22 protein-coding genes are annotated in these 21479 nt (G+C 53.9%); 10 read left to right on the forward strand and 12 right to left on the reverse strand.

Features of this window, described 5'->3' with window-relative positions:
• Positions 1-61: 61 nt before the first annotated feature.
• Complete coding sequence (dcp, locus tag VH86_RS14950) at positions 62-2113, forward strand: peptidyl-dipeptidase Dcp (protein ID WP_045833381.1); 2052 nt, start codon at positions 62-64, stop codon at positions 2111-2113.
• An 88-nt stretch (positions 2114-2201) separates the two neighbouring features.
• On the opposite strand, the gene hpxO is transcribed toward dcp, so the two are convergent.
• Complete coding sequence (hpxO, locus tag VH86_RS14955) at positions 2202-3359, reverse strand: FAD-dependent urate hydroxylase HpxO (RefSeq protein ID WP_045833382.1); 1158 nt, start codon at positions 3357-3359, stop codon at positions 2202-2204.
• 251 nt (positions 3360-3610) lie between these two features.
• Between hpxO and VH86_RS14960 the strand changes: the two genes are divergently transcribed.
• Positions 3611-3850 (forward strand): hypothetical protein, encoded by a 240-nt coding sequence (locus tag VH86_RS14960; protein WP_038646933.1) that lies wholly within the window; start codon positions 3611-3613, stop codon positions 3848-3850.
• 75 nt (positions 3851-3925) lie between these two features.
• On the forward strand, positions 3926-5176 hold the full coding sequence (locus VH86_RS14965; RefSeq protein ID WP_045833383.1) for a phosphatase PAP2 family protein: 1251 nt from the start codon (positions 3926-3928) through the stop codon (positions 5174-5176).
• Positions 5177-5385: 209 nt separating this feature from the next.
• On the opposite strand, the gene VH86_RS14970 is transcribed toward VH86_RS14965, so the two are convergent.
• From VH86_RS14970 to VH86_RS14985, 4 genes are all read right to left on the reverse strand, one after another.
• Entirely contained in the window at positions 5386-5715 is a 330-nt protein-coding gene (locus tag VH86_RS14970) for a DHCW motif cupin fold protein (RefSeq protein WP_045833384.1), read from the reverse strand.
• Positions 5716-5782: 67 nt separating this feature from the next.
• A complete protein-coding gene (locus tag VH86_RS14975; protein WP_045833385.1) occupies positions 5783-7270 on the reverse strand; it encodes an FGGY-family carbohydrate kinase in 1488 nt (495 codons plus the stop codon).
• A gap of 60 nt (positions 7271-7330) precedes the next feature.
• Positions 7331-8170: a class I fructose-bisphosphate aldolase gene (locus VH86_RS14980; protein WP_045814247.1), complete on the reverse strand. Its 840-nt coding sequence runs from the start codon at positions 8168-8170 to the stop codon at positions 7331-7333.
• On the reverse strand, positions 8154-9908 hold the full coding sequence (locus tag VH86_RS14985; protein WP_045833386.1) for a glycerol-3-phosphate dehydrogenase/oxidase: 1755 nt from the start codon (positions 9906-9908) through the stop codon (positions 8154-8156). The genes VH86_RS14980 and VH86_RS14985 overlap by 17 nt, the downstream gene beginning before the upstream one ends.
• Positions 9909-10190: 282 nt before the next feature.
• On the opposite strand from VH86_RS14985, the gene ampC reads away from it, so the two are divergent.
• Positions 10191-11318 carry a class C beta-lactamase gene (gene ampC / locus VH86_RS14990; RefSeq protein WP_369800339.1) on the forward strand — a complete coding sequence of 376 codons (1128 nt, stop codon included), beginning with the start codon at positions 10191-10193 and terminating at the stop codon, positions 11316-11318.
• Positions 11319-11361: 43 nt separating this feature from the next.
• Here ampC and VH86_RS14995 read toward each other — a convergent pair whose 3' ends face one another.
• Positions 11362-11994 (reverse strand): LysE family translocator, encoded by a 633-nt coding sequence (locus VH86_RS14995; protein ID WP_045833387.1) that lies wholly within the window; start codon positions 11992-11994, stop codon positions 11362-11364.
• 133 nt (positions 11995-12127) lie between these two features.
• Here VH86_RS14995 and VH86_RS15000 point away from each other — a divergent pair, with 133 nt between their 5' ends.
• Together VH86_RS15000 and VH86_RS15005 are read left to right on the forward strand one after the other, a co-directional pair.
• The gene (locus tag VH86_RS15000; RefSeq protein WP_045833388.1) at positions 12128-12427 is read left to right on the forward strand and encodes a putative quinol monooxygenase; all 300 of its coding nucleotides are present in this window, start codon (positions 12128-12130) and stop codon (positions 12425-12427) included.
• An 81-nt stretch (positions 12428-12508) separates the two neighbouring features.
• The gene (locus VH86_RS15005) at positions 12509-12904 is read left to right on the forward strand and encodes a VOC family protein (RefSeq protein ID WP_038646949.1); all 396 of its coding nucleotides are present in this window, start codon (positions 12509-12511) and stop codon (positions 12902-12904) included.
• Between the two features lie 19 nt (positions 12905-12923).
• Here the strand turns inward: VH86_RS15005 and VH86_RS25770 are convergent, their stop codons facing one another.
• From VH86_RS25770 to VH86_RS15015, 3 genes are read right to left on the reverse strand one after another with little or no spacing between them, the layout of a single operon-like run.
• Complete coding sequence (locus VH86_RS25770; protein ID WP_156150594.1) at positions 12924-13166, reverse strand: hypothetical protein; 243 nt, start codon at positions 13164-13166, stop codon at positions 12924-12926.
• Positions 13167-13187: 21 nt separating this feature from the next.
• Entirely contained in the window at positions 13188-13403 is a 216-nt protein-coding gene (locus tag VH86_RS25775) for a hypothetical protein (protein ID WP_156150595.1), read from the reverse strand.
• Entirely contained in the window at positions 13400-14167 is a 768-nt protein-coding gene (locus VH86_RS15015) for a winged helix-turn-helix domain-containing protein (RefSeq protein WP_197080221.1), read from the reverse strand. The genes VH86_RS25775 and VH86_RS15015 overlap by 4 nt, the downstream gene beginning before the upstream one ends.
• 314 nt (positions 14168-14481) lie before the next feature.
• Between VH86_RS15015 and VH86_RS24720 the strand changes: the two genes are divergently transcribed.
• The 4 genes from VH86_RS24720 (at position 14482) to VH86_RS15035 (ending at position 18028) form a co-directional block, all read left to right on the forward strand.
• Positions 14482-15159 carry a LuxR C-terminal-related transcriptional regulator gene (locus tag VH86_RS24720; protein WP_052696622.1) on the forward strand — a complete coding sequence of 226 codons (678 nt, stop codon included), beginning with the start codon at positions 14482-14484 and terminating at the stop codon, positions 15157-15159.
• A 235-nt stretch (positions 15160-15394) separates the two neighbouring features.
• Positions 15395-16684 carry a DUF1479 domain-containing protein gene (locus tag VH86_RS15025; RefSeq protein ID WP_045833391.1) on the forward strand — a complete coding sequence of 430 codons (1290 nt, stop codon included), beginning with the start codon at positions 15395-15397 and terminating at the stop codon, positions 16682-16684.
• A 15-nt stretch (positions 16685-16699) separates the two neighbouring features.
• On the forward strand, positions 16700-17440 hold the full coding sequence (locus VH86_RS15030) for a DNA-binding transcriptional regulator YciT (protein WP_045833392.1): 741 nt from the start codon (positions 16700-16702) through the stop codon (positions 17438-17440).
• A gap of 48 nt (positions 17441-17488) precedes the next feature.
• Positions 17489-18028: a GNAT family N-acetyltransferase gene (locus VH86_RS15035; RefSeq protein WP_045833393.1), complete on the forward strand. Its 540-nt coding sequence runs from the start codon at positions 17489-17491 to the stop codon at positions 18026-18028.
• Here the strand turns inward: VH86_RS15035 and VH86_RS15040 are convergent.
• From VH86_RS15040 to VH86_RS15050, 3 genes are read right to left on the reverse strand one after another with little or no spacing between them, the layout of a single operon-like run.
• The gene (locus VH86_RS15040) at positions 18025-18981 is read right to left on the reverse strand and encodes a sugar-binding transcriptional regulator (protein WP_045833394.1); all 957 of its coding nucleotides are present in this window, start codon (positions 18979-18981) and stop codon (positions 18025-18027) included. The two genes, VH86_RS15035 and VH86_RS15040, sit on opposite strands and share 4 nt — an antisense overlap.
• A gap of 23 nt (positions 18982-19004) precedes the next feature.
• Positions 19005-19943, reverse strand: a complete 939-nt coding sequence (locus tag VH86_RS15045; protein ID WP_045833395.1) for a sugar phosphate isomerase/epimerase — start codon at positions 19941-19943, stop codon at positions 19005-19007.
• 2 nt (positions 19944-19945) lie between these two features.
• The gene (locus VH86_RS15050) at positions 19946-21472 is read right to left on the reverse strand and encodes a glycerol-3-phosphate dehydrogenase (protein WP_045833396.1); all 1527 of its coding nucleotides are present in this window, start codon (positions 21470-21472) and stop codon (positions 19946-19948) included.
• Positions 21473-21479 lie beyond the last annotated feature (7 nt).

A 21479-nucleotide genomic window follows, 5' to 3' on the forward strand; every position in this document is an offset into this window, starting at 1 on the left:
CTGCCAGGATAGAAGCATCCCGCCGCACTGGTTGCGGCGTTGCTGATTATCAGGAGCGATAATGACTTCACGAGCCAATCCGTTTTTCACCGTCAGTGCATTGCCCTACCAAACTCCGCCTTTTGACCTGATTGAGGAAGCCGATTTTCTCCCGGCTCTCGAAGCGGGTATCGCAGAAAAACGTCAGGAAATTGCCGCCATCGCCAATAATCCTGAACCGGCCACTTTTGCCAACACCTATGAAGCCCAGGAGCGCAGCGGGCAGTTGCTAAACCGCGTTAATCTGGTGTTTGGGGCCATGACGTCGGCGAACACCAGTGATTTGTTGCAGGAAGTGGATGAACTAATCACCCCTAAACTCACCGCGCTGAGTGATGAGATCCATCTGAACAGCCAGCTGTTTGCCCGTCTCGACAGCGTGTACCAGCATCGCGGTTCTGCCTGCCCGGATGCGGAGTCGATGCGTCTGGTGGAAGTCACCTGGCAGCACTTCCAGCTGGCCGGTGCCAGTCTGAGCGATGCAGATAAAGCTCAGCTGCGTGCCTGTAATCAGGAACTCGCCACGCTGAGCACCCGTTTTGGCAACAAGCTACTGGCGGCGACCAAAGCGGGCGCGTATACGGTGAGCAGTGTGGCGGCGCTGGCAGGATTGAGTGAAGAAGAGTTAGCCCATGCTAAAGCCGCAGCGAAAGCGCGTGGATTACACGGCGAATGGCTGCTGCCGTTACAAAACACCACGCAACAGCCCGCCTTGCAGTCGCTGGAGGTGCGTGCCACGCGTGAAGCCTTATTCAATCAGGCACTGACGCGCAGCGAACAGGGCGATGAAAACGATACGCGTGCGATTGTGTTACGCATGGCGCAGCTGCGCGCAGAACAGGCGAAACTGCTGGGTTTCAATACTTACGCGGAGTGGAGTATGCAGGATCAGATGGCGAAAACGCCGGATGCTGCTTTTGCGTTTATGCGTAATATCGTCCCGGCGGCGCGGGCCCGCGCCGAGCGAGAAGCCGCGGACATCCAGCAGATCATTGAGCAGCAGCACCACAATTTTCCGCTGCGCGCCTGGGACTGGAATTTCTATGCTGAACAAGTGAGAAAAGCCAAATATGCCCTGGATGAGAGCCAAATCCGTCCGTACTTTGAACTGAATAACGTACTGGAAAAGGGCGTTTTCTGGTCCGCCAGCCAGCTGTTTGGTATTCGCTTCGCGCAGCGTCACGATCTACCGGTGTATCATCCGGACGTCAACGTTTATGAAATCTTCGATGCTGACGATACGCCACTTGCGTTGTTCTATACCGACTTCTACAAGCGTGATAACAAAAGTGGCGGCGCCTGGATGAGCAACTTCGTTGATCAGACGACGCTGCTTGGCACCAAACCGGTGATTTACAACGTCTGCAATTACACCAAACCGCAGGCTGGGCAACCTGCGTTGCTCAGCTGGGATGAGGTGATCACACTGTTCCACGAATTCGGCCATGCGCTGCACGGACTGTTTGCGACTCAACGTTATCCAAGCCTGTCCGGCACCGCTACGCCACGCGATTTCGTCGAGTTCCCTTCGCAGATTAACGAGCACTGGGCCAGCGATGAAAAAGTGTTCGCCAACTATGCCCGTCATTATCAGAGTGGCGATGCGATGCCCGTGGAACTGCGCGAGAAGATGGTGCGCGCATCTAAGTTCAACAAGGGCTACGACATGACCGAACTGCTGGCGGCGGCGTTGCTGGATCTGCAATGGCATTCGCTGACCACGCAGGACAATCCGCAGGATGTCAGTCACTTTGAACTACAGGCGCTGGCGGCAGAGCAGATCGCGTTAGCGACCGTACCACCGCGTTATCGCTCCACTTATTTCCGCCATATCTGGGGCGGAGGGTATGCGGCCGGTTATTACGCGTATATCTGGACGCAGATGTTAGCCGATGATGGTTACCAGGCCTTTGTCGAACGTGGCGGGTTGAGTCGCGAGAATGGCCAGCAGTTCCGCGATCATATTCTTTCACGCGGTAACAGCAGCGATCTGCAACATCTGTGGCTGGCATGGCGTGGAAAAGCACCGGAGATTGGCCCGATGCTGAAGAATCGCGGTTTAGAAGAGGCGTGATAAGCAGGGCGCACGGCGAGAAGTGAACCCCGAAAGTTGGACATCGTTCCAACGAGTATGGGGTCATTCCTGGCGGTGCGCCCTGGCATTAACCCAACGGGCCACCTTCAATGGTGTCACACATCCCGGCCAGCACCCGCTCGCCGGTTTCGTTTTTCAAATCGGCATACCACGCAGCGGTCACTTCTGCATCTTTCGCATGCGTTACATCGCAGCGTTTGCGTGCTTTCAGCACCAAATCTTTGGTGCGTTCCACGCGGCGCGCCTCGTAGCGCTGCAATCCATCTTCGATACCCAGCGAATGCGAGGCCAGCGTCTGCGCCAGCACCACCGCATCTTCCATCGCGGCACAGCCGCCCTGGCCGATATCCGGCGTGGTGCTGTGGGCGGCATCGCCGAGCAAGGCCACACGACCTTTGACGAAACGGCTAAAGGGTTCAATGTCGTGAATTTCAACCCGATTGGTGGTGTCGGGATTGATAGTGTCGATCAGACGCTGCACCGGATCGGCCCAGCCGCTGAAGTAATTCTTCAGATCCTGCCGCAGAGTGGAACGATCTTCGGCTAAGCCCTTGGGCAAAGGCACGTCAAAGAAGAAGTAAAAGCGATTGCCGCTCACCGGCATCAACGAGACGCGCTTACCCTCGCCAACAAAGGTTGTCCACTGATCGGCTGGGGCGATGCTTTCATCGACGGTGACCAAACCGTTCCAGTTAACGTAGCCGGCGTAGCGTCGTTCGACATGTTCTCCCAACACATAGTGGCGGATCACGGAATGCGTACCGTCAGCAGCGACAAGGAAATCGCCTTCCGCCTGGCTGCCATCATCAAACCATGCAGTCACGCCCGTGGCGCTTTGCTCGACCTGTGTCACGCGTTTGCCAAACTGGATACGCGAGCGACCATAAGTATCAATCAGCATCGCCTGCAACTCGGCGCGTGCCACTGGATAAGGGTATTCTCCCACCTGCTGCACCAGGGGTGACAGGCTAAAGCGGGTCAGGGTGCTGCCAGTGTGCGCGTCGTTATAGGCCATAAACGCCATATTGCCGCCCAGAGCCCGCAGTTGCTGTCTCATGCCGAGCGCGTTCAGGCATTTTACGCCGTTGGGCCAGATAGAGATGGCCGCGCCGACCGGCTTCATCTCTTTAACCGCTTCAAATACGGCGGTCTCGAATCCCGCTTTCTCCAGCGCAATCGCCGCGCTCATGCCACCTATACCCGCTCCAATCACAATCGCTTTCATCACTGTCTCCTTTGTCTACCTGATGTCTCCTGCAACTTTCGTACCATTAAGTTTTCTTCGCGTGCTTATTGTGTATTCCATTGATTTAAATAAATTATATTTGATTCCGCAAAGTGTGTACTGCACCGTTATCGCGCAACAATTTGCACGACAAAAGGGCGCCAAAAGCCGAAGGTGAATCGAATGTTGCAATATGGCGTTTGGCAGAGGAGACGCCATACTATGTAGAACCTTTTCGCGAGGAGCGTCATATGAAGTGGATAATGGTGTTGGTCATGCTGTTCAGTGCCGGTGCGATAGCGCAAACCCAATGGCAACCGGATAAGAAAGTGCCGGTGGCGCAGTTGACGCCGGTTGCCGCCAAATGCGACCTCTCGTCTTGTCAGCAAAATTGCTACATCCAGCAGTCGCAATGCAAAAATGACAACGGCGGTGGCTGTGGATCGCTCGCACAAATTTGCGTACAAAACTGTTCGAACGAGTGCCGATAAATGAAATAAATCTGTCATAACAGGGTGCTAGCGTGTTTCCCCGGCAAGGTAATATTCTGATAACAGGGGAAAATAATGAAAACCCGCTATACACTGATTGCAACGGTTTTACTGCTCGCTCAACAAGCTCATGCGGCAACGCTGCCGCAGGCAGCTGCACTGGCCGCGCAAACGTCAACCGGTTCAACCCCAGGCTATACGCAGCTGGAACAGCAGTCGCTACAGGCTCAGCGCGCCTGGCTGCAAGGTGACAGTGCGACACTGAAACGTGAGCAACTGGAAAAAGCCAAACAGACCAGCACGCAGGCAGACAAAGCGTGGCTCAAAAGCAGCGGTTACGATTTCAACGTGAAGCAAAATCAGCAGGCTGGCATCGCGCTGTTATCAGGTTTCAGCACATTGCCGGACAGCGTATTAACGGCTAACCGCGCCACCGTGACCGATATCAACCTGAATGCCACGCAGAACATGCGCCATCAGGCGTTACAGGATGCGGAAGCGATCAGCTCGCTCTATTTCCTGTCTGATGCGATGGGGCCGCGTCTCGGCAAAGCTTTCATCGCGGCTTATGACAAAGGTGAAATCAATAAAGCTGCTGCGCTGATTAAAGCCAGTGAGGTCAGCACCAGCGCCGCTAAAAAACATTTCAACTACCCGCGCCCGTTCCTGCATGAAGGCAACACCATACATCTGGTACCGGATGATGTGGTGGTGAAAGACAATGTGCGTTATACCGCGGACGGTGGATCGTTCCCCAGCGGGCACACCAATACCGGTTATACCGATGCGCTGCTGATGGCCGAAATGGTGCCAGAACGCTTTGAAGCGCTGGTGACACGCGGCGCGCGTTATGGTTATTCGCGTCTGGTGCTGGGCGTGCATTATCCGCTGGACGTGATGGGTTCACGCATGGTGGCAGAGCGCAACGTGGCGACCTACCTTAACGATGCTCGCTATCAGGTGTTGTTCAAAGAGGCGCGCGATCAATTGCGTACCGCGTTAGAGAAAGAGTGCGGCACCTCACTGGCTGAATGCGCACGTTCTACCGGCAAGGACGATCCTTACCGCGCGCCGGATATGAAGCAGTTCTATCGTTTCACGATGAGCTACAATCTGCCCAAAGCCAATGTGAAAAATACGCCGGTTCAGATACCGCAGGGCGCAGAGATCCTGCTGAAAACGGCGCTGCCGCATCTGTCTGACGCGCAGATTCGTCGCCTGATGGTGAAAACCGCCTTGCCAAACGGTTATCCGTTGTCGGGTAATGCTGAGCAATCCTTCTGGCAGCGCGTCGATCTCACCGCCGCGTACGCCATGGCGAAGTGATCCTGACGCGGGCACTGACGTCGTCAATACGTCGGTGCCCGCAACTTACGGATTTGCGTTCTTGATACGGTGATCAAACGCGAAGCGCGTAGAAAGGGTTAACGCGATGACTGCAGCAACAGCGGATTAGTCAGAATAAACCGCGCATTATCTTCTCAGACTACCGTATGCGGTATGAAGATCCGCAGTGCATAGCCACGGCCCGGGAGCTAGTCGACGATAAATAGCTTCGCACCGTGTGTCGTGGAGGAACGATGTGCTTCGGCATTATCGGCAACCTGATAACTCACGCCCGGCGTCAAAGTAAAAGTGCGGCCATCTTCCAGTTCGGTGATCATTTCGCCTTCCAGACACAGCAATATATGACCTTTGCTGCACCAGTGATCGGCGAGATAACCCGGTGAATACTCCACCATACGCACACGAATATCGCCAAAACGCTGAGTGCGCCACAGCGCAAACCCGCTGTCGCCCGGATGTTTTTCGGTTTCGAGGGTGCTCCAGTCGGTAATGCCAAACGGTAGTTGATTGATCTGCACGACGCTATCCTTATTGAATTCGACGAGAACACAACATTACCGCCTGGCATAAAAATAACCAGTTAATTCAACCGACTTCATGCCACATTTCGCTCATCGCCAGTTCCAGCCTTTTGAACACCCGATAACGTGCGTCATGAAACGCAAAGCGTTCCGGGCGTGGCTGTAACTCGCCGGGATTAAGGAGTACTGCGTGCTGTGCCGCCGTGGCCAGATCGGGCCAGACACCCACGCCGACGCCCGCACAAAGCGCAGCACCCAGTGCGCCAGTCTCTTTGCACTCCGCCACGCGAATCGGAATCCCTAACACATCAGCAAACATTTGCGGCCAGATACAGCTTCGCGCCGCGCCACCCGAGAGGATTGCGTGGGTAAACGGGATCCCTGCCGCGCGCAAGCGATCGATGTGCGCGCGATGGGCAAATATCACGCCTTCAAACAGCGCAAACAGCATATCCGCGCGCGTATGCCAGCCGCTCAATCCGTAAAACCCCGCTTTTGCGGGCTCAGATTTACGACCGGAATAGAGGTAAGGATGATAAAGCGGCAACTGCGGGTTGGGATCAACATGGGCCACGTTATCACTGCTGTGCGCCGCGCCGCTGCCGGCGCGGCCATCATCGAACTCACGCAGGAACCAGTCGAGATTGGCGGCCGAAGTGGCGCTGGCTTCAATCGCCATAAAACGATCATTTTCAATAATTGAATTCATAAACACGGGCCGCTGGTAATCCGGTTTATCGACCACCACCTGATTGATGCTCCAGGTGCCTGCGACGATAGAAGCCTCACCGGTTTTCACCACGCCAGAACCAATGGCGCTGGCCACCACATCGAAAATGCCGGCCACCACCGGTATGCCTGACGGTAATCCGGTGAGTTGCGCGGCGCGCGCGGTCACGTGTCCGACCACCGCACAAGACTCGCGCAGAGGCGGCAGCAGGTTGAGTGCCTCTTCAATGCCATACAGCGCCATCAACTCGCGGCTGTAATTGCGCTGTCGATAATCGATTAATCCAGCCCCGGCGGCATCGGAAACCTCAGCGCTGATAGCCCCGCAGAGGAAATGGGCGATGACATCTTTAGCACACAACAAATGGCCGATCTGCGCCCAGCGATCGGGCTGATGTTGTTTGATCCAGCTTATCAGCACAGGCGTGGCGGCGGGCCAGGGCTTCTGCAGCGAAAGTTGATAGATGGCTTTATCGGCACCGCTGGCTTCCAGATCCTGCACGGTTTCCATGGCGCGATGGTCGATAGATTGAATGCCGAACAAGGGCTGTTGCTGCTTATCAAGTGCATACAGACCGTTACCGTGACCCGCCGCGCCCACGGCAATCACCTCATTCGCCGCGCTGCCCGCCTGTTGCAGGCAGCGCGTGACAGCCACGCTGACCCCGTGCCAGATATCTTCTACCGGACGCTCCGCATAACCTTCCTGCGGCTGGTGGGTTTCTCCCGCACATTCGGCAACCGACAGCACGCGGCCACTGAGATCAAACAGTACCGCTTTGATCATGGTGTTTCCGGCATCTATGCCGAGAAGTTGACTCATATCCGACTCCGATTCACAGACGAAGACGGCGCACCGCTTAAGCGCCGGTGCAGGTAAAACTCAACCCTGCTGATAAATGTCCAGGGCTTCCGCGCCGCTGGCGCCCTGGTGGATGATCGCCATCAGCGCTTTCACCACGCGAGACGGATTATCGTGTTGATACACGTTCCGGCCGTACACCATACCGCTGGCACCTTGTGCCATTAACGCAGCGCTTTTCGCCAGTACCGGTGCCAGTTCACCTTTACCGCCTCCTCGCACCAGCGTAGGGCAGCGCGCTGCTTCCACGACGCGGTGAAAATCTTCTACATTTTCCGTTGGATCGGCTTTGATGATGTCAGCGCCAAGCTCTCGCGCCAACCGCACCAGCGGCACGATTTTCCCGACATCACCGAGTGAACCATAAGCCGCACCTTGTCCGGCGGGGGCCATCACCAGAGGCTCAATCATCAACGGCATGGCGTAACGATCGCACGCCTGGCGCAGACGGCCGATATTCTCCACGCACATGCGGAAAATGCCGGGTTCATCAGGAATTAGATAGAGATTCACCACCACTGCAGCCGCATCCATCTGCAATGCAGCGAGGATGGGCTCATCAGGGTTGTGCAACACCGCCCACATCTCACGATGGCGTGCCACGTTGTAGGCGTTACCGACATCCGTACGCATCACCAATGCTGGCTTACGGCCTGCGACCTGTTGCAACAGATCCGCCTGGCCGTAATTCACCTGAATCGCGTCCGGCTGTGCGGCAATCAGGTTTTTCATTACCCCCTCAATATTTTCCAGCCCAATCAGAAAATCAGGCTCGTTAGCAATGCCGTGGTCGATGGCCACATCAAGGCATTTGCCGTGTTGAAACAGACGATTCATGCGGACTTTATTGCTGACTAACATGGCGTGTTTCCTCCTGAAAAAGAGTGGGGTTAAGACCGGTCAGACCGTGCTGACGCGCCAGACTGGCGCAGCTGCTTTGTAAATGGTGTTGTCGTTGAGTGGCGTTCCAGCCGCGCAAGTCGGCCATCAGTTCAGCAATTTCTGCTACCAGTGCGGGGGTTAATTCGCCGCAAATCGCCAGCGAGGTGCGGCGTACCAGTAAGTCCTCCAGCTGCTGAACCTGCTCATGCTCAATGAGGTAACGGAGTTCCAGCGCGCTATAACCTGCATGATGTTGCAGCGGTTGTTCACCCTGTTGCTGGATTACGTGCAGGATCGGCAGAGCACGACTGCCATAACGGCGGACTAACTGCGACACGCGGGACAGTGGCAGGGAATACTGCTGTGTGAGCTGGGTAAGCCACGCGGTTTGCCCGGAAGGTGCTGGGAAATCGCGGCCGCCGCCAATCGGCAGATCGCCGCTCGATACCCGGCGTTTTTCTCCGATCAGACGCAATACCCGGTCCGCTGCCTCTTCACCAAACTGACGGAAGGTAGTCCATTTACCACCGACCAGACAAAGCAGGCTGTAAGTATGTGCGGCAGCGGGAGGCAGCAGCACCAGCGAGTGATTGCGAGAGATTTGACCGTTAACTTTGGCGTCGCTGGCCGGAAGTGGACGCACACCGCAGAAGGTGTACAGAATGGACGATTCCGGCACCACGACGTCAGGGAAAACAAAGCGCAGCGACTCAAGAATATAGGCTTTTTCCTCTTCCTCACACACCACGCTATCCGGGTCGTCAACGCGAATATCCGTTGAACCCAGTAGCACCTTGCCAAACCAGGGAAACATGATGCAGACGCGACCTTCCTGGTTTTCGAAATAGACCATTTCCCCATCGAGCATCTGTAACAGTTCGGGGTGATCGATGATCAGATGCGAACCCTTAGTCCCGCCAATCAGTTTGGTGAAATGCCCAGAGGGCGCCAGACGATGATTAAGCTGATCTATCCACGCGCCGCCGGCATTCACCAGTACATGCGGCTGCATAGTAAAGTGCTCACCGCTGAGTGCATCCTGTAAGGTAACAGATTCGCCATCGGCACTCACCAGTTGCAGATAATTCAGCGCCAGTGCGTCTGGACAGGCGCGCTCAGCATCCTCTATCAATTCATAACCCAGTCGTTCCGGTGCACTGATCCAGGCATCGTAGTAGCTGGCGCTGTATTTCACCCAGGGGGCGAACCCAGGCCAGCGGTCGCGCGTAGCCGCCTCGGCGCGTACCTGATGTTTCGGCATGGAGCCGTACTGTTTGGTGTAAACATCGTAAAGACTGAGGCCGGTTTTGATCAGCAGTGCACCACGCCGCGTGGGCTTATCGCTCAGACGCAGAAAGCGCCGCGTGGCATTGATGAGTCCACCCCCCAGATTATCGATCGGGACGGTGGTGCGCAGCGGAAAAACATAGTGCGCGGCATTTTTCAGCAGCCGGTCGCGCTCAATCACCGACTCTTTGACCAGCGCAAACTCGCCGGTTTCCAGATAGCGCAGTCCGCCGTGGATCATGCGCGATAAGGCACCGCTGGCCGCCTGGCACCAGTCACCTTTTTCTACCAGAATCGCTGGAATACCTTGTAATGCCAGCTCGCGAAAGGTACTGATGCCGTTAATGCCGCCACCAATAATGAGCACCGGTGTCGACGTGCGTTGTCGTAAAGCACTGAGTCGCTGCTCGCGTGTTGCATTATTCTCCATGGATTGCTCCCCGGCTCGCGGCCATTTCGAGTACACCTGCTGTGGTAGATGTGACTGATCACGCCTGAATAAGAAAGAGTGTCACCTTTCCCATACCCGTAGCGGTAAAGCGTATTGTGAGATTTAAATCGTTGACGTAAAAAGGAGTTATCGTTAATGGGATTTTCAAAAGTTGTGATTGCTCTCACAAAGACGGTGTAAGTGTGAGGACGCAGTCGTAACTGAATTAGAGCTGAAATTAGTTTCGTGTCAAAATAATGACTTAACTAAAATTAAGGGATTATCATGAATTTTTCGAAGATCGTCGGTGCGATTGGCTTGCTGACCAGCAGTAGCGTTTTCGCACAAACCCCTTCACCTGACGCCATTATTAAACCGTTGATGGAGCAGTATCAGATTCCGGGCATGGCGGTGGCTATTTTGCACGACGGCAAAACCGAGTTTTACAATTACGGCGTGGCATCCAAAGAGACCCGGCAGCCGATTACCGCGCAGACCTTGTTCGAAATTGGCTCCCTCAGCAAAACCTTTACCGCCACCCTGGCGAGTTATGCTGCTCAGCAGAAAAAACTGCAATTTAGCGATAAAGCCAGCACCTGGTTGCCGGAACTGAAGGGCAGTGCGTTTGATCAGGTGTCACTGCTTAACCTCGCGACCCACACATCGGGTACGCCGCTGTTTGTTCCCGACGATGTCACCAATCAGCAGCAGTTGATGAACTGGTACAAAAACTGGCAGCCACCGGCTCAGCCGGGCACCCAGCGTGTCTACTCCAATCTTGGGATTGGTATGCTCGGCATGATCGCCGCCAAAAGTTTACATCAGCCATTTATCCGCGCGATGGAACAGCAACTGTTGCCTGCAATGGGCATGCATCACACTTATATTCAGGTGCCCGCGTCGGCGATGGGCCAATATGCGCAAGGTTATAACAAGCAAGACAAGCCAGTGCGTGTGACGCCAGGCCCATTGGATGCGGAATCCTATGGACTAAAATCGACATCAGCGGATTTGATTCGCTGGCTGGCGATCCAACTCGATGAACAGAAGGTGGCGACGGAGTGGCAGCAGGCGATTGACGCCACGCATCAGGGCTACTACAAAACCGACGCGTTTACCCAGGCGATGATGTGGGAATACTATCCGCTGCCCGTTTCAGCCCAGCAGTTGGTGGACGGCAACAGCGGCCAGCGCATCATGAAAGGGATGTCGGCCACGTTGATCACGCCACCGCAGGCTGCGCCACAACAGGCGTGGTATAACAAAACCGGTTCGACTAATGGCTTCTCGACCTACGCGGTGTTTATTCCGTCACAGAAAATTGCGGTGATTATGCTGGCGAATAAATGGTTCCCAAATGACGATCGCGTTATGGCAGCGGACAACATCATTCAGGCGTTGAGTCATTAACGAACGAATGGGCGCGCCCCGGCGCGCCACGTTAAAGGGCACGCTACTTTCGTGCATCAAGAGCGAGTTTGACGGCCATTCCCGCCAACACCGTCCCCATCAACCAGCGCTGCAAACGCTGCCAGCTGGGGCGTGCCAGTAAAAATGTCGACACCTGGCCAGCAGTAGTAATGAAAATCGCATTGACCGTCAGGCTAATCACAATTTGGGTGACGCCCAATACCAGCGACTGCGTCAGCACGCTAACGTGATGCGGGCTAATAAACTGCGGTAACAGTGACAGAAACATCATGGCGATTTTTGGGTTGGCGAGGTTAGTGAGGAAACCCATGGTGAATAATTTACGCGGATTGTCGGCAGGGAGATCGCGCACGGCGAATGGCGAGCGGCCGCCGGGCTTGAGTGCCTGCCACGCCAGATACAGTAAATAGAGTGCGCCACCGAAACGCAACGCGTCATAGGCCCAGGGTACCGCCAATAGCCAGGCGGTGATGCCAAGCGCCGCGCACAGCATGTAAAACACAAAACCTAACGCCACGCCGCCGAGGGAAATATAACCCGCCCGTTTGCCCTGACACAGCGAACGTGAAACCAGGTAGATCATATTGGGGCCCGGTGTTAGCACCAATCCCAATGCCACCAATGAAAACGCTAACCAACTTGACAGTTCTGGCATGCAACACTCCTTGCGTTATTTTCGCAATTATGGCGTGAACCTGGCATATCAGGCAACGCACGTTTTCAGACTGACAACAGGAATAAGCTGCGTTAGTTTGGCTTGGCTTATTTTATTTAAAAGGGAGATGAAAATGACCGTTCCTGTAGTGGCACTGCTAACGGCAAAACCGGGTTGCGAAGATAAAGCTGAGCAATTATTTCGTGGTGTTATTGAAGAGACGCTGCGCGAAGAAGGGTGTATGACCTATCAGCTCAACATCGATAGCAAAAATCCGCGCCGCTTTGTCTGGACCGAAGAGTGGGCGAGCCAGGAATTACTGGATAAGCACCTGAATGCCCCGCACATCGTTAAACTGTTCGCGGATCTTGAACCGCTGCTAGAACACGCCGAAGTGGTGGCATTACGCAAAGTCGCGGGTGGCAATGCGTGAAGAGAATAAGCAGACTTCGGTCTGCTTTTTATTTGTAGATTTTGATATGAGATTCCGCGTCAGAATATAAAGGAGACCAGAATGAGAACACAAAAGCGTTGCATGGGTTACGTCGCTATTGTGGTCGATGATTATGACCGCGCGATTGAATACTATACGCAAAAACTGGGGTTCCATTTAATCGAAGATACCCCGCAGCCGGGCAAGCGCTGGGTGGTGGTCAATCCTAATCCGCAGAGCGATTGTAATTTGCTGCTGGCGCAGGCATCGAATGAGCGCCAGCAAGGGTTTATTGGTAATCAATGCGGCGGCCGCGTGTTCCTGTTTTTACAAACGGACGACTTCTGGCGTGATTACCAGCAAATGAAAGCCAATGGTGTCACTTTCTGTGAAGAACCCCGCGAAGAGGAGTATGGCACGGTTGTGGTTTTTGAGGATTTGTACGGCAACCGTTGGGATCTTTACCAGAACAAATGATCGACCGGTCTTACTCGCCTCAAAACCCAGGTTTCAAACACCGGTTAAGCGGCCGATAATGGAAGCCAGAAATGACCTGGTTTCCCACTTTAAACAGGTAGATGCGGGCGGTGAAATTCTCGTCTGCCAACGGATCAATATATTTCCCGACAGCGGGGTCTTGCGTATCGGGACCCGCAATGCGAAAAGATTTGCGGGTGGATACCGTAACGGAATCGGAGTGGTAGTCATAATCCAGGTTCACAGTGCGATCGACACTCATTCTGCTTTCCAACCCCTGCGGTTACATAAACGCCAGATAAGCATTAAGATGGCCTTCACGACTGCCGCTTAATATATCCCAATAGCCATGGCTTACCACGGTCCGGTCTGGTTCATCATAGATAATAAACGTCTCGGTCCGGCAATCGCCAGAAAATGGTCGTACAAAATAGGGCAGCGAAAACCAACCCAGCAACAATGCCAACAGGCAACATGCCGCAGAAAAAGCCATTCTCATGGATGGTTTCTCCCGATAACCGCAAATGTCTGGCAAAAGGTTGTCGCCAGTTCAATTTCGCCATTGCACACAAAGAAATTAATCGCGTTGCCACGATCGGCATTAATGTAGATTTTGCTTTGCGGCGTAATGGAAACCTGCATTTTGTTAAGCCAGTAATTCACGCGCGTTGCCGACTCATGTTTGTCATTTTCCACGTATTGAGAAAACAGAATGGTGTGCCCATTTAGCTGGAGTGATTCGCCATATCGCAATGGGTGGATAAGTTGTTGGCCACGAATCAGAGCGCCCGCGATAAAGAACAGGCAGCAGAGCAGCAGCGTAAGTACCCTTAATTTTATGTTCGCCGGTTTATTCTTAACGGCTGATTTTGATGTATCAGAAACAGAGAACGCTGATGTCTCTTGCTTTTGATTCACACTATCCTGGCATTCCGGTAACGAATAATTTTGTGAGTCTGATACCAGGGTAATGCAACCGGGTTTTAAGCGATATCCCATGTATCCCAGTGTTTCAAGAATTTCGCCTTCCACATCGAGTGAAGCGAGTGATTTACGGATGCGAAAAAGGGTTTGTCGTACAGTATTATCGGAGACCACAGCCCCATGATTTTTCCAGCAGGCGTCATGTAAGGCTTCTTTGGAAACGATATTACCTTCATGCTCACACATGTACGTCAGGCATAGTTTACTTTGCCTGCTAAGAATAATCTCTTTATCTTCCAGCCTGATCAGACCGGTATCGGTAAAAAAAATAATGGTCACTTCTGCCTGGTCCCCATGGTGCATCTTCAACGCACACTTTTCATTCGGCTGATTATAACACGGTCTGACAAAAGGGCATTCTGATGATGCCATTCAGGTAGGTAACAGCCTTGTCACAGGTTTATCCCTATGATTAATAGGGAAATAATTCTCATATCGGTGACTTTTAAGTGACATTTACGCCAGCGTATTGAAAGCCTTCAATCTAGCGAATAATATGCGCATCGGATTAATCGCATGGCATCGGATAATATCGATCAGATGAATCTGTAATAATTGCATATTGGCGTGATTACAATTGAGGAATATCAACAATGCATAGCGTCATTAAAATAACAACAAGCAAACTCAAAAATAAAAATATCGCTATTATGACACCCAGCGCAATCACCTACTATGGTATTCGCGCCATGTTGACAACATTGAATGCTGTGACGGTGACTCACCATCCCATCCAGACCCATGATGAACAGATCAACATCATTGATAGAGATTTGGATCTGATTATTATCGACACTGAGGTTGGCAATGCAGATGTTATCTCTATGCTGATAAAATCTTACTTGCCCACGGCATCTGTCATCATTTTAACCCGCGTATCGGATATCAGACTATTACAAAAATATAAAAAATCAGGTGTGCAAGCGATATTAAACAGGAAAAGCAATCAGCGCGAGGTTGAAGATGCGGTGACGGCAGTACTTGAACATCGAGTTTGGGGATTTGAAGTCAAACCCGCTGCACCGCAAAAGGGTTCATCTCTTCGACAGGTATTCTCATCGAGAATGTATGAAGAAGCGATGCTTTCACTCAGTACCACGGAAAGAACGATCATCCGCTCCATCTATCGCGGCCGTACCGTAACGGATATTGCTGTTGCCAAAGACAAAAGTATTAAAACCATTAGCAGCCAAAAACAGTCTGCAATGCGCAAACTCAATGTAAAAAACCTGGCTGAACTCCATCAGCGTTATCACGCCTGGCTGGAATAGCACCTACCCGGCCATTTCGTTCGCAAACACCACCGTCTTCTTCCTCTTTATTTCCCGTCATTTCTCTTCATTTCCCGGCACCGGAGAGCCACTCTGGTGCGCTTTCGATTGGGCGTTTTTCTCAGTTTTTTGTGATGTATTTCATAAAATCGTGCGCTGAGGTTAGGTGAAATATCGCCAGGTTGTTATGAATGAAGCTTAGTTTAGTTTCATTCGAAACAATCGGAGCGACAACATGAATACATCTTTTACCTCTTTACAACAACCTGAAGATGCAAAGCACCATATCCGCTTGATGAAACAAGTGCTCAGAGCGCAAATCGGCGATGTTGAGGGCCTGTTTGAGCAGGTCAGAAGCAAAATCCTCAGCGAAATTGCTGCGGCACGCGAGGAAGAAGCGCGAAACGGCACGGCATGGCCACAGGTACGTTGGGATGACATCGCCGCTGGGCGCATTTCCGATGAAGTGAAGGATCACATTCGTCGTCGCGGGTGTGTGGTGGTCAGGCAAACCTTTACGCGCGAGCAGGCGCTGGGCTGGGATGCGTCAATGCTGGAATACCTTGATAAAAATGATTTCGATGAAGTCTATAAGGGGCCGGGTGACAACTTTTTTGGCAGCCTCGATGCATCACGCCCTGAAATTTACCCGATCTACTGGAGCGAAGCACAGATGTCTGCGCGCCAGAGCGACGCCATGGCACAAACCCAATCCTTCCTGAATCGCCTGTGGACCTTCGAATCCAACGGAACGCGCTGGTTTGACCCTGATGTCAGCATTATCTACCCCGATCGTATTCGCCGTCGTTTACCTGGCACGACATCAAAAGGGCTGGGCGCGCATACTGATTCCGGTGCGCTGGAACGCTGGTTACTGCCGGCTTACCAACAGGTGTTCAGCAAAATTTTTAATAACCAATTCGATCAATACGATCCCTGGGATGCGGCACATCGCACCGAAGTGAACGAATATCAGGCCGGTACGACCACCAAATGTTCAGTTTTCCGCACTTTCCAGGGATGGACAGCGCTGTCCGATATGCAATTGCATCAGGGATTACTGCATGTGGTGCCCGTACCGGAAGCGATGGCTTATCTGTTGCTGCGTCCACTGCTAAAAGATGTGCCGGAGGATGAGCTTTGCGGTGTTGCACCGGGCAAAGTGCTGCCCATCTCACAGCAGTGGCATCCGGAACTGATTGAGGGATTGTGCTCGATTCCGGCCATGGAGGCGGGTGATTCTGTGTGGTGGCATTGTGACGTGATTCACTCGGTTGCTCCGGTTGAGGATCAACAGGGGTGGGGCAATGTGATGTACATCCCTGCTGCGCCCCTGTGCGAGAAGAATGCTGCCTATGCCACTCAGGTTGCTCAGGCATTGGCCACCGGTGCTTCACCGGGTGATTTCCCGAAAGAGGACTATGAAACCCACTGGCACGACCGGTTTACCCTGGACGCGTTAAATCGCAACGGTCGTCGCAGTCTCGGCTTAGAGTCAGTTTCTGGTAAGCTGAGTAAAATTTAAAATGAAGCAGGCATTATGAACGCACGTCATCAGCACATTATCCAACTGGTCAGCGAACGCGGCAGCGTCAGCGTTAATGAACTGGCGCAAACTACCGGCGTTTCTGAAGTGACGGTGCGTCAGGATCTGAATGTTCTGGAGAAAGGCGGCTTTCTGCGCCGCGTGCACGGTTCTGCCGTGGCGCCAGAAAGCGATGATGTTGGTGCACGTATGCAGACCCGCTTTGCCGTCAAAAAACGCCTCGCGGAGTACGCCGCTTCGCTGGTTAACGCGGGTGAAACGGTGTTTATCGAGGGCGGCAGTACTAACGCTTTGCTGGCGCGCGAACTGAGTGAACGCGGTGATATTACGATTATTACCGTAAGCCATTACATCGCTGGATTGTTGAGAGAAAAGGGCGGTGATGTGATCATTCTCGGCGGGCTGTTCCAAAAAAGCAGTGAGTCCGTGGTTGGGCCGCTGACGCGTTTGTGCATTCAGCACCTCAATTTTCATAAAGCGTTTATCGGTATCGACGGCTGGGATGCCGTTACCGGATTTACCGGTCGCGATATGCTGCGCTGCGATGTGGTCAACGCGATCATGGAAAAGCAGACGCACACTGTCGCGCTCACCGACTCCTCTAAATTTGGTCAGATACATCCTTTCTCCCTGGCGCCGACATTGCCCTTTAAGCAGGTGATCACCGATAACCAACTGTCCCCGGCGTTTCAGGAGATATTACGCCAGCAGCCAATGGAATTAACGCTGATTTAGCGGCACCGCCAGTGAGGATCCATCATCATTGTCATAAAGAAGGATTCAATGTTCCCTAACATCACCTCTAAAAGACTGCAATATCGCCAGTTAGCTGCCGATGACTGGCGATTCTTTCTCTCGCTGCAACAGGATGAGCGCGTGATGCGCTATGTGGCCGATCCGCAGCCTGAAGACGAGATTCGACGTGACAGGTTCGAGATAAGATTGCCACGCTGGCAAAAAGGCAGTGCACATTGGCTCTGTCTGGTCATCATAGAAAAGGGGCACTCTGCGCCGTTAGGCCTCACCGGATTGATTGATCGCGGTGCAGGTATAGCGGAAGTCGGTTTTTTACTGGCAGCAGAGGCTCAAGGCAAAGGATTGGGTTCGGAATCACTTCACGATATCGCGCGTTATGCGCTGAATGAACTGGGCTTTCGCAAGCTGATTGCCACTGTGACTGCAGGAAATGAAGCCTCACGCAGGACACTATTAAAAGTGGGATTCCAGCAGGAGGGCACCTTGCGGAAAAGCTATCATCTCGCCGGTGAATGGCGGGACGATTGGGTCTTTGGATTATTCGCGGACGAATGGAGGCCACTCTAACCTGCGATTAACGCCTGTGCCGTTAACTCATCGGTAATTAATCCCGTCACCAAACCGCTGGCCAATACCGCGCGGATCGCGTCGACTTTGCTTAATCCCCCCACCAGCGCCACAATCTCAGCGCGGTGGGCAAGCTCTAAATCCACCGACAGCGTGCGCGCCGTCAGGCTGTTGTGAATCATCTGCCCGCTGGCGTCAAAGAAATGACCGAGCAGCTCACCGACAGCGCCAGAAGCTGAGATATCGTTGATCTCGGCTTCATCAATCATGCCGGCTTCAACCAATTGCGCGGCCGGTTCCACGGTACCGATCCCCACCAGTTTCACCTCGCTTTGTGCAGCCATGGCAAACACTTCGCTGACGCCGCGCTGTTTAAGCAGCACGTCGCGGTCCTCCTGAGTATTGGCAAAGAACGGCACCGGCATCATATACGCCTGCGCACCGGTTTTTTCGGCAATGCGATGCATGACATCGTGCGGATTGAGCGCATAGTTGCGCGTCAAACAGCCCAGCAGCGAAACGAAGCGCATATGCGGGGCGTCAATGCGCGGGAGTTGGTGAATGGCGGCGGAAAGGGTGCGACCGTGTCCCAGCCCCAGGGTGATCGCAGGCTGCGACGTGAGGAGATTGCGCAGGTAATCCGCGCCCGCCATACCCAGCGTTCGTACCGGCAATCCCTCTTCCCCAAGGTCAGGCGCAACGTGGCAAAAACGCAGTCCGTGCTTTTCGCGCAGCTGATCTTCCAGCGCCACGCACGCCATGATATCGCCATCAATCGACACCTTCACCGCACCCTCCGCGACCATTTTGGCAATCATGCGATGGGTTTTGACAGACGGTAATCCCAGACGTTTGGCGACTTCAGCCTGGGTCAGGCCGCCCACGTAGTGCAGCCAGGCGGCACGCAGGGCTAAAGAGTCATCGCGTTCAGCGGGAGAAGGAGCCGGTTTCATGTTTCATTTCCTGATCAATAGGCTTAGGAAGCCAGATGCAAATCCTGCACGCCCGTATCAATGTGAGATGCCCAAAACGCGACGCTTTCCGCGATATCCGCCACCACCTGGCGGTCAGTGGGTTCACGCTCTTTAAAACTCAGTTCGAGGCAGATTTCGTTATCGTGCGCGCCGCCGCGCGCCAGCGCGTCCAGCAGCGGCTGGGGCTGAATACGGCCGCCCGCATTGTACTGCAATGTGAAGGGTCTGTGGCCGCCTTTGTCCATCATGCTTTGTTTTATATGAATAATCGGCGAGTAGCGCGGCACCGCTTCTGCCCACGCGTAAGGGTCGTAATCACGCGGGTCGGTTGAAGTCACATCGCCATGATCGATATCCGCCATCATCCACATCGGCAGGGCAAAGGACTCACTGCTCAAACGCTGCTGCAGTGCGAGGCAAGCCGGAATGGTTTCACCAAACTCGCGTCCGATGCTCATCGGTTCCCAAAACAGGTACTTCAAGCCGGCGGATTGGGCATGTTCCGCCACCTCGGCCCAGCAGTCTATCGCGATCTCGATCAAGGCATCCCGCCGCGTCCTGTCGTTGAAATCCTGCTGGGTGAAAATGGCGAACTGCGATCCGACCGCCTCGCCGCCCAGTTCCGCAGTGATATCCGCGAAAGTTTTGAACCAGTCAACGTAATAGCGCCGCACTTCAACGTCCGGATGACCAAAATGATTGAGGCGGCCATAGGGGCCGGTCATACCCGATGTCACGCGCACCCCGGTTTCTCGCAGCGCCTTCTGCATCTGGCGCGACATGCGGTTGATGGTGGCGGCTGGCCAGCCGGGATTAATAAATTCATGAGTTAACTGCAGATCGCGAATACGGATCTGTTGTGCCACGGTGTGAATCAGATCCTGCGGATCGGCAAAACGATTCACCAGTGGGTTGGTATTGAGCGAAAGCGTTAAGGGCATGATTACGCCTCCTTACGCAGCGGCACGGCCGCAGCATAGGTCGCGTCAAACCATTGACTAAAGGCCTGCTGCTGCACTGCCGTCAGATGCAACTGATGCTTGGTGCGACGCCACAGCACATCCTCCGCCTGCTGCGCCCACTCATTTTCCACCAGGTAGCGCACTTCGGCTTCATATAACTGCGCGCCGAAATGGCGGCCCAGATCGTTGAGCTCACGAGCGTGACCCAGCACTTTCTCAATGCGCGTGCCATACAGGCGCGCATAGTGTTTGCGTAGCGGCGCCGGTAACCATGGCCAGCGCGTTTTCACTTGCTCAAGGAAACTCTCGAAATCGCCATTTGCCATATCACCGCCCGGCAAAGTGGCCTCGCGTGTCCAGTCTTCTCCCATATTGGGGAAGAAGGGCGCGAGCTTCTGGATAGCGTGTTCTGCCAGTTTACGGAAAGTGGTAATTTTGCCACCAAACACATGCAGCAGCGGGGCGTTTTGCTGATCGTCGAGATCGAACACGTAGTCACGCGTGACGGCAGAAGGGTTACCTTTGCCATCGTCAAACAGCGGACGCACGCCCGAGAATCGGGTAATCACATCGCTGGCGCGCAGTTTCACTTTGAAGTAGCGATTGACCACATCGATAAGGTACTGCTGCTCACTGTCGTCCGCGGTCACCGCTTCCGCTTTGCCCTGCCACGGAATATCGGTGGTGCCGATCAGGGCTTTATCGCCTTCATAAGGGTTGATGAAAATGACGCGTTTATCAGTGTTTTGCACCAGATACGCCTGCTGGCCTTCCCAGAATTTCGGCACGATGATGTGTGAACCTTTAACCAGCCGCACGCTGCGATTGCTTTTGGTCTGCGTGACCTGATTAACGATATCCAGTACCCACGGCCCGGCTGCATTCACCAGCACTTTGGCGAATACCGTGCGCTGCGCGCCGCTGGCCGCATCCTGAAGGGTCACTTCCCACTTGCCGCTGATGCGTTTGGCGGAGATACAGCGGGTGCGCGGCAAAATCGTTGCGCCGCGCTCCGCGGCATCCACCGCATTGAGTGCGACCAGGCGGGCATCATCGACCCAGCAATCGGAGTATTCGAAGCCTTTGCTGTAGCTATCGAGGAGGGGTGCGCCTTCAGGATCGCGCATCAGATCGAGCGATCGCGTGCCGGGCAGCTTTTTGCGTCCACCTAAGTTGTCATAAAGGAACAGCCCCAGACGCACCAGCCACGCCGGACGATCGGACGGGCTGTGCGGTAACACAAAGCGCATCGGCCAGATAATGTGCGGCGCGGCATTCAGCAACACTTCACGCTCGATCAGCGCCTCACGCACCAGGCGGAACTCATAATATTCAAGATAGCGCAGCCCGCCGTGTACCAGTTTGCCCGAGCGCGAGGAGGTCCCCTGTGCAAGGTCGTCTTTTTCACACATCATCACGGACAAGCCGCGCCCGGCCGCATCACGTGCGATGCCCGCGCCATTAATGCCACCGCCAATGACAAACAGATCCAGCGTATTTTCACTCATGGTGTAC

The organism is Pantoea sp. BL1, from assembly GCF_000963985.1.
Classification (GTDB): Bacteria; Pseudomonadota; Gammaproteobacteria; order Enterobacterales; family Enterobacteriaceae; genus Pantoea; species Pantoea rwandensis_B.

Bases quoted from the DNA above. Each gene is read 5' to 3' on its own strand.
- VH86_RS14995 (WP_045833387.1), bottom strand. From the start codon at position 11,994: ATGCCAGAACTGTCAAGTTGGTTAGCGTTTTCATTGGTGGCATTGGGA.
- VH86_RS24720 (WP_052696622.1), top strand. From the start codon at position 14,482: ATGCATAGCGTCATTAAAATAACAACAAGCAAACTCAAAAATAAAAAT.
- VH86_RS15035 (WP_045833393.1), top strand. From the start codon at position 17,489: ATGTTCCCTAACATCACCTCTAAAAGACTGCAATATCGCCAGTTAGCT.
- VH86_RS15030 (WP_045833392.1), top strand. From the start codon at position 16,700: ATGAACGCACGTCATCAGCACATTATCCAACTGGTCAGCGAACGCGGC.
- VH86_RS14975 (WP_045833385.1), bottom strand. From the start codon at position 7,270: ATGAGTCAACTTCTCGGCATAGATGCCGGAAACACCATGATCAAAGCG.
- VH86_RS15050 (WP_045833396.1), bottom strand. From the start codon at position 21,472: ATGAGTGAAAATACGCTGGATCTGTTTGTCATTGGCGGTGGCATTAAT.
- VH86_RS15000 (WP_045833388.1), top strand. From the start codon at position 12,128: ATGACCGTTCCTGTAGTGGCACTGCTAACGGCAAAACCGGGTTGCGAA.
- VH86_RS25775 (WP_156150595.1), bottom strand. From the start codon at position 13,403: ATGAGAATGGCTTTTTCTGCGGCATGTTGCCTGTTGGCATTGTTGCTG.
- VH86_RS14960 (WP_038646933.1), top strand. From the start codon at position 3,611: ATGAAGTGGATAATGGTGTTGGTCATGCTGTTCAGTGCCGGTGCGATA.
- VH86_RS14985 (WP_045833386.1), bottom strand. From the start codon at position 9,908: ATGGAGAATAATGCAACACGCGAGCAGCGACTCAGTGCTTTACGACAA.
- hpxO (WP_045833382.1), bottom strand. From the start codon at position 3,359: ATGAAAGCGATTGTGATTGGAGCGGGTATAGGTGGCATGAGCGCGGCG.
- VH86_RS15005 (WP_038646949.1), top strand. From the start codon at position 12,509: ATGAGAACACAAAAGCGTTGCATGGGTTACGTCGCTATTGTGGTCGAT.
- VH86_RS15025 (WP_045833391.1), top strand. From the start codon at position 15,395: ATGAATACATCTTTTACCTCTTTACAACAACCTGAAGATGCAAAGCAC.
- VH86_RS14980 (WP_045814247.1), bottom strand. From the start codon at position 8,170: ATGTTAGTCAGCAATAAAGTCCGCATGAATCGTCTGTTTCAACACGGC.
- VH86_RS15045 (WP_045833395.1), bottom strand. From the start codon at position 19,943: ATGCCCTTAACGCTTTCGCTCAATACCAACCCACTGGTGAATCGTTTT.
- VH86_RS14965 (WP_045833383.1), top strand. From the start codon at position 3,926: ATGAAAACCCGCTATACACTGATTGCAACGGTTTTACTGCTCGCTCAA.
- VH86_RS25770 (WP_156150594.1), bottom strand. From the start codon at position 13,166: ATGAGTGTCGATCGCACTGTGAACCTGGATTATGACTACCACTCCGAT.
- dcp (WP_045833381.1), top strand. From the start codon at position 62: ATGACTTCACGAGCCAATCCGTTTTTCACCGTCAGTGCATTGCCCTAC.
- VH86_RS15040 (WP_045833394.1), bottom strand. From the start codon at position 18,981: ATGAAACCGGCTCCTTCTCCCGCTGAACGCGATGACTCTTTAGCCCTG.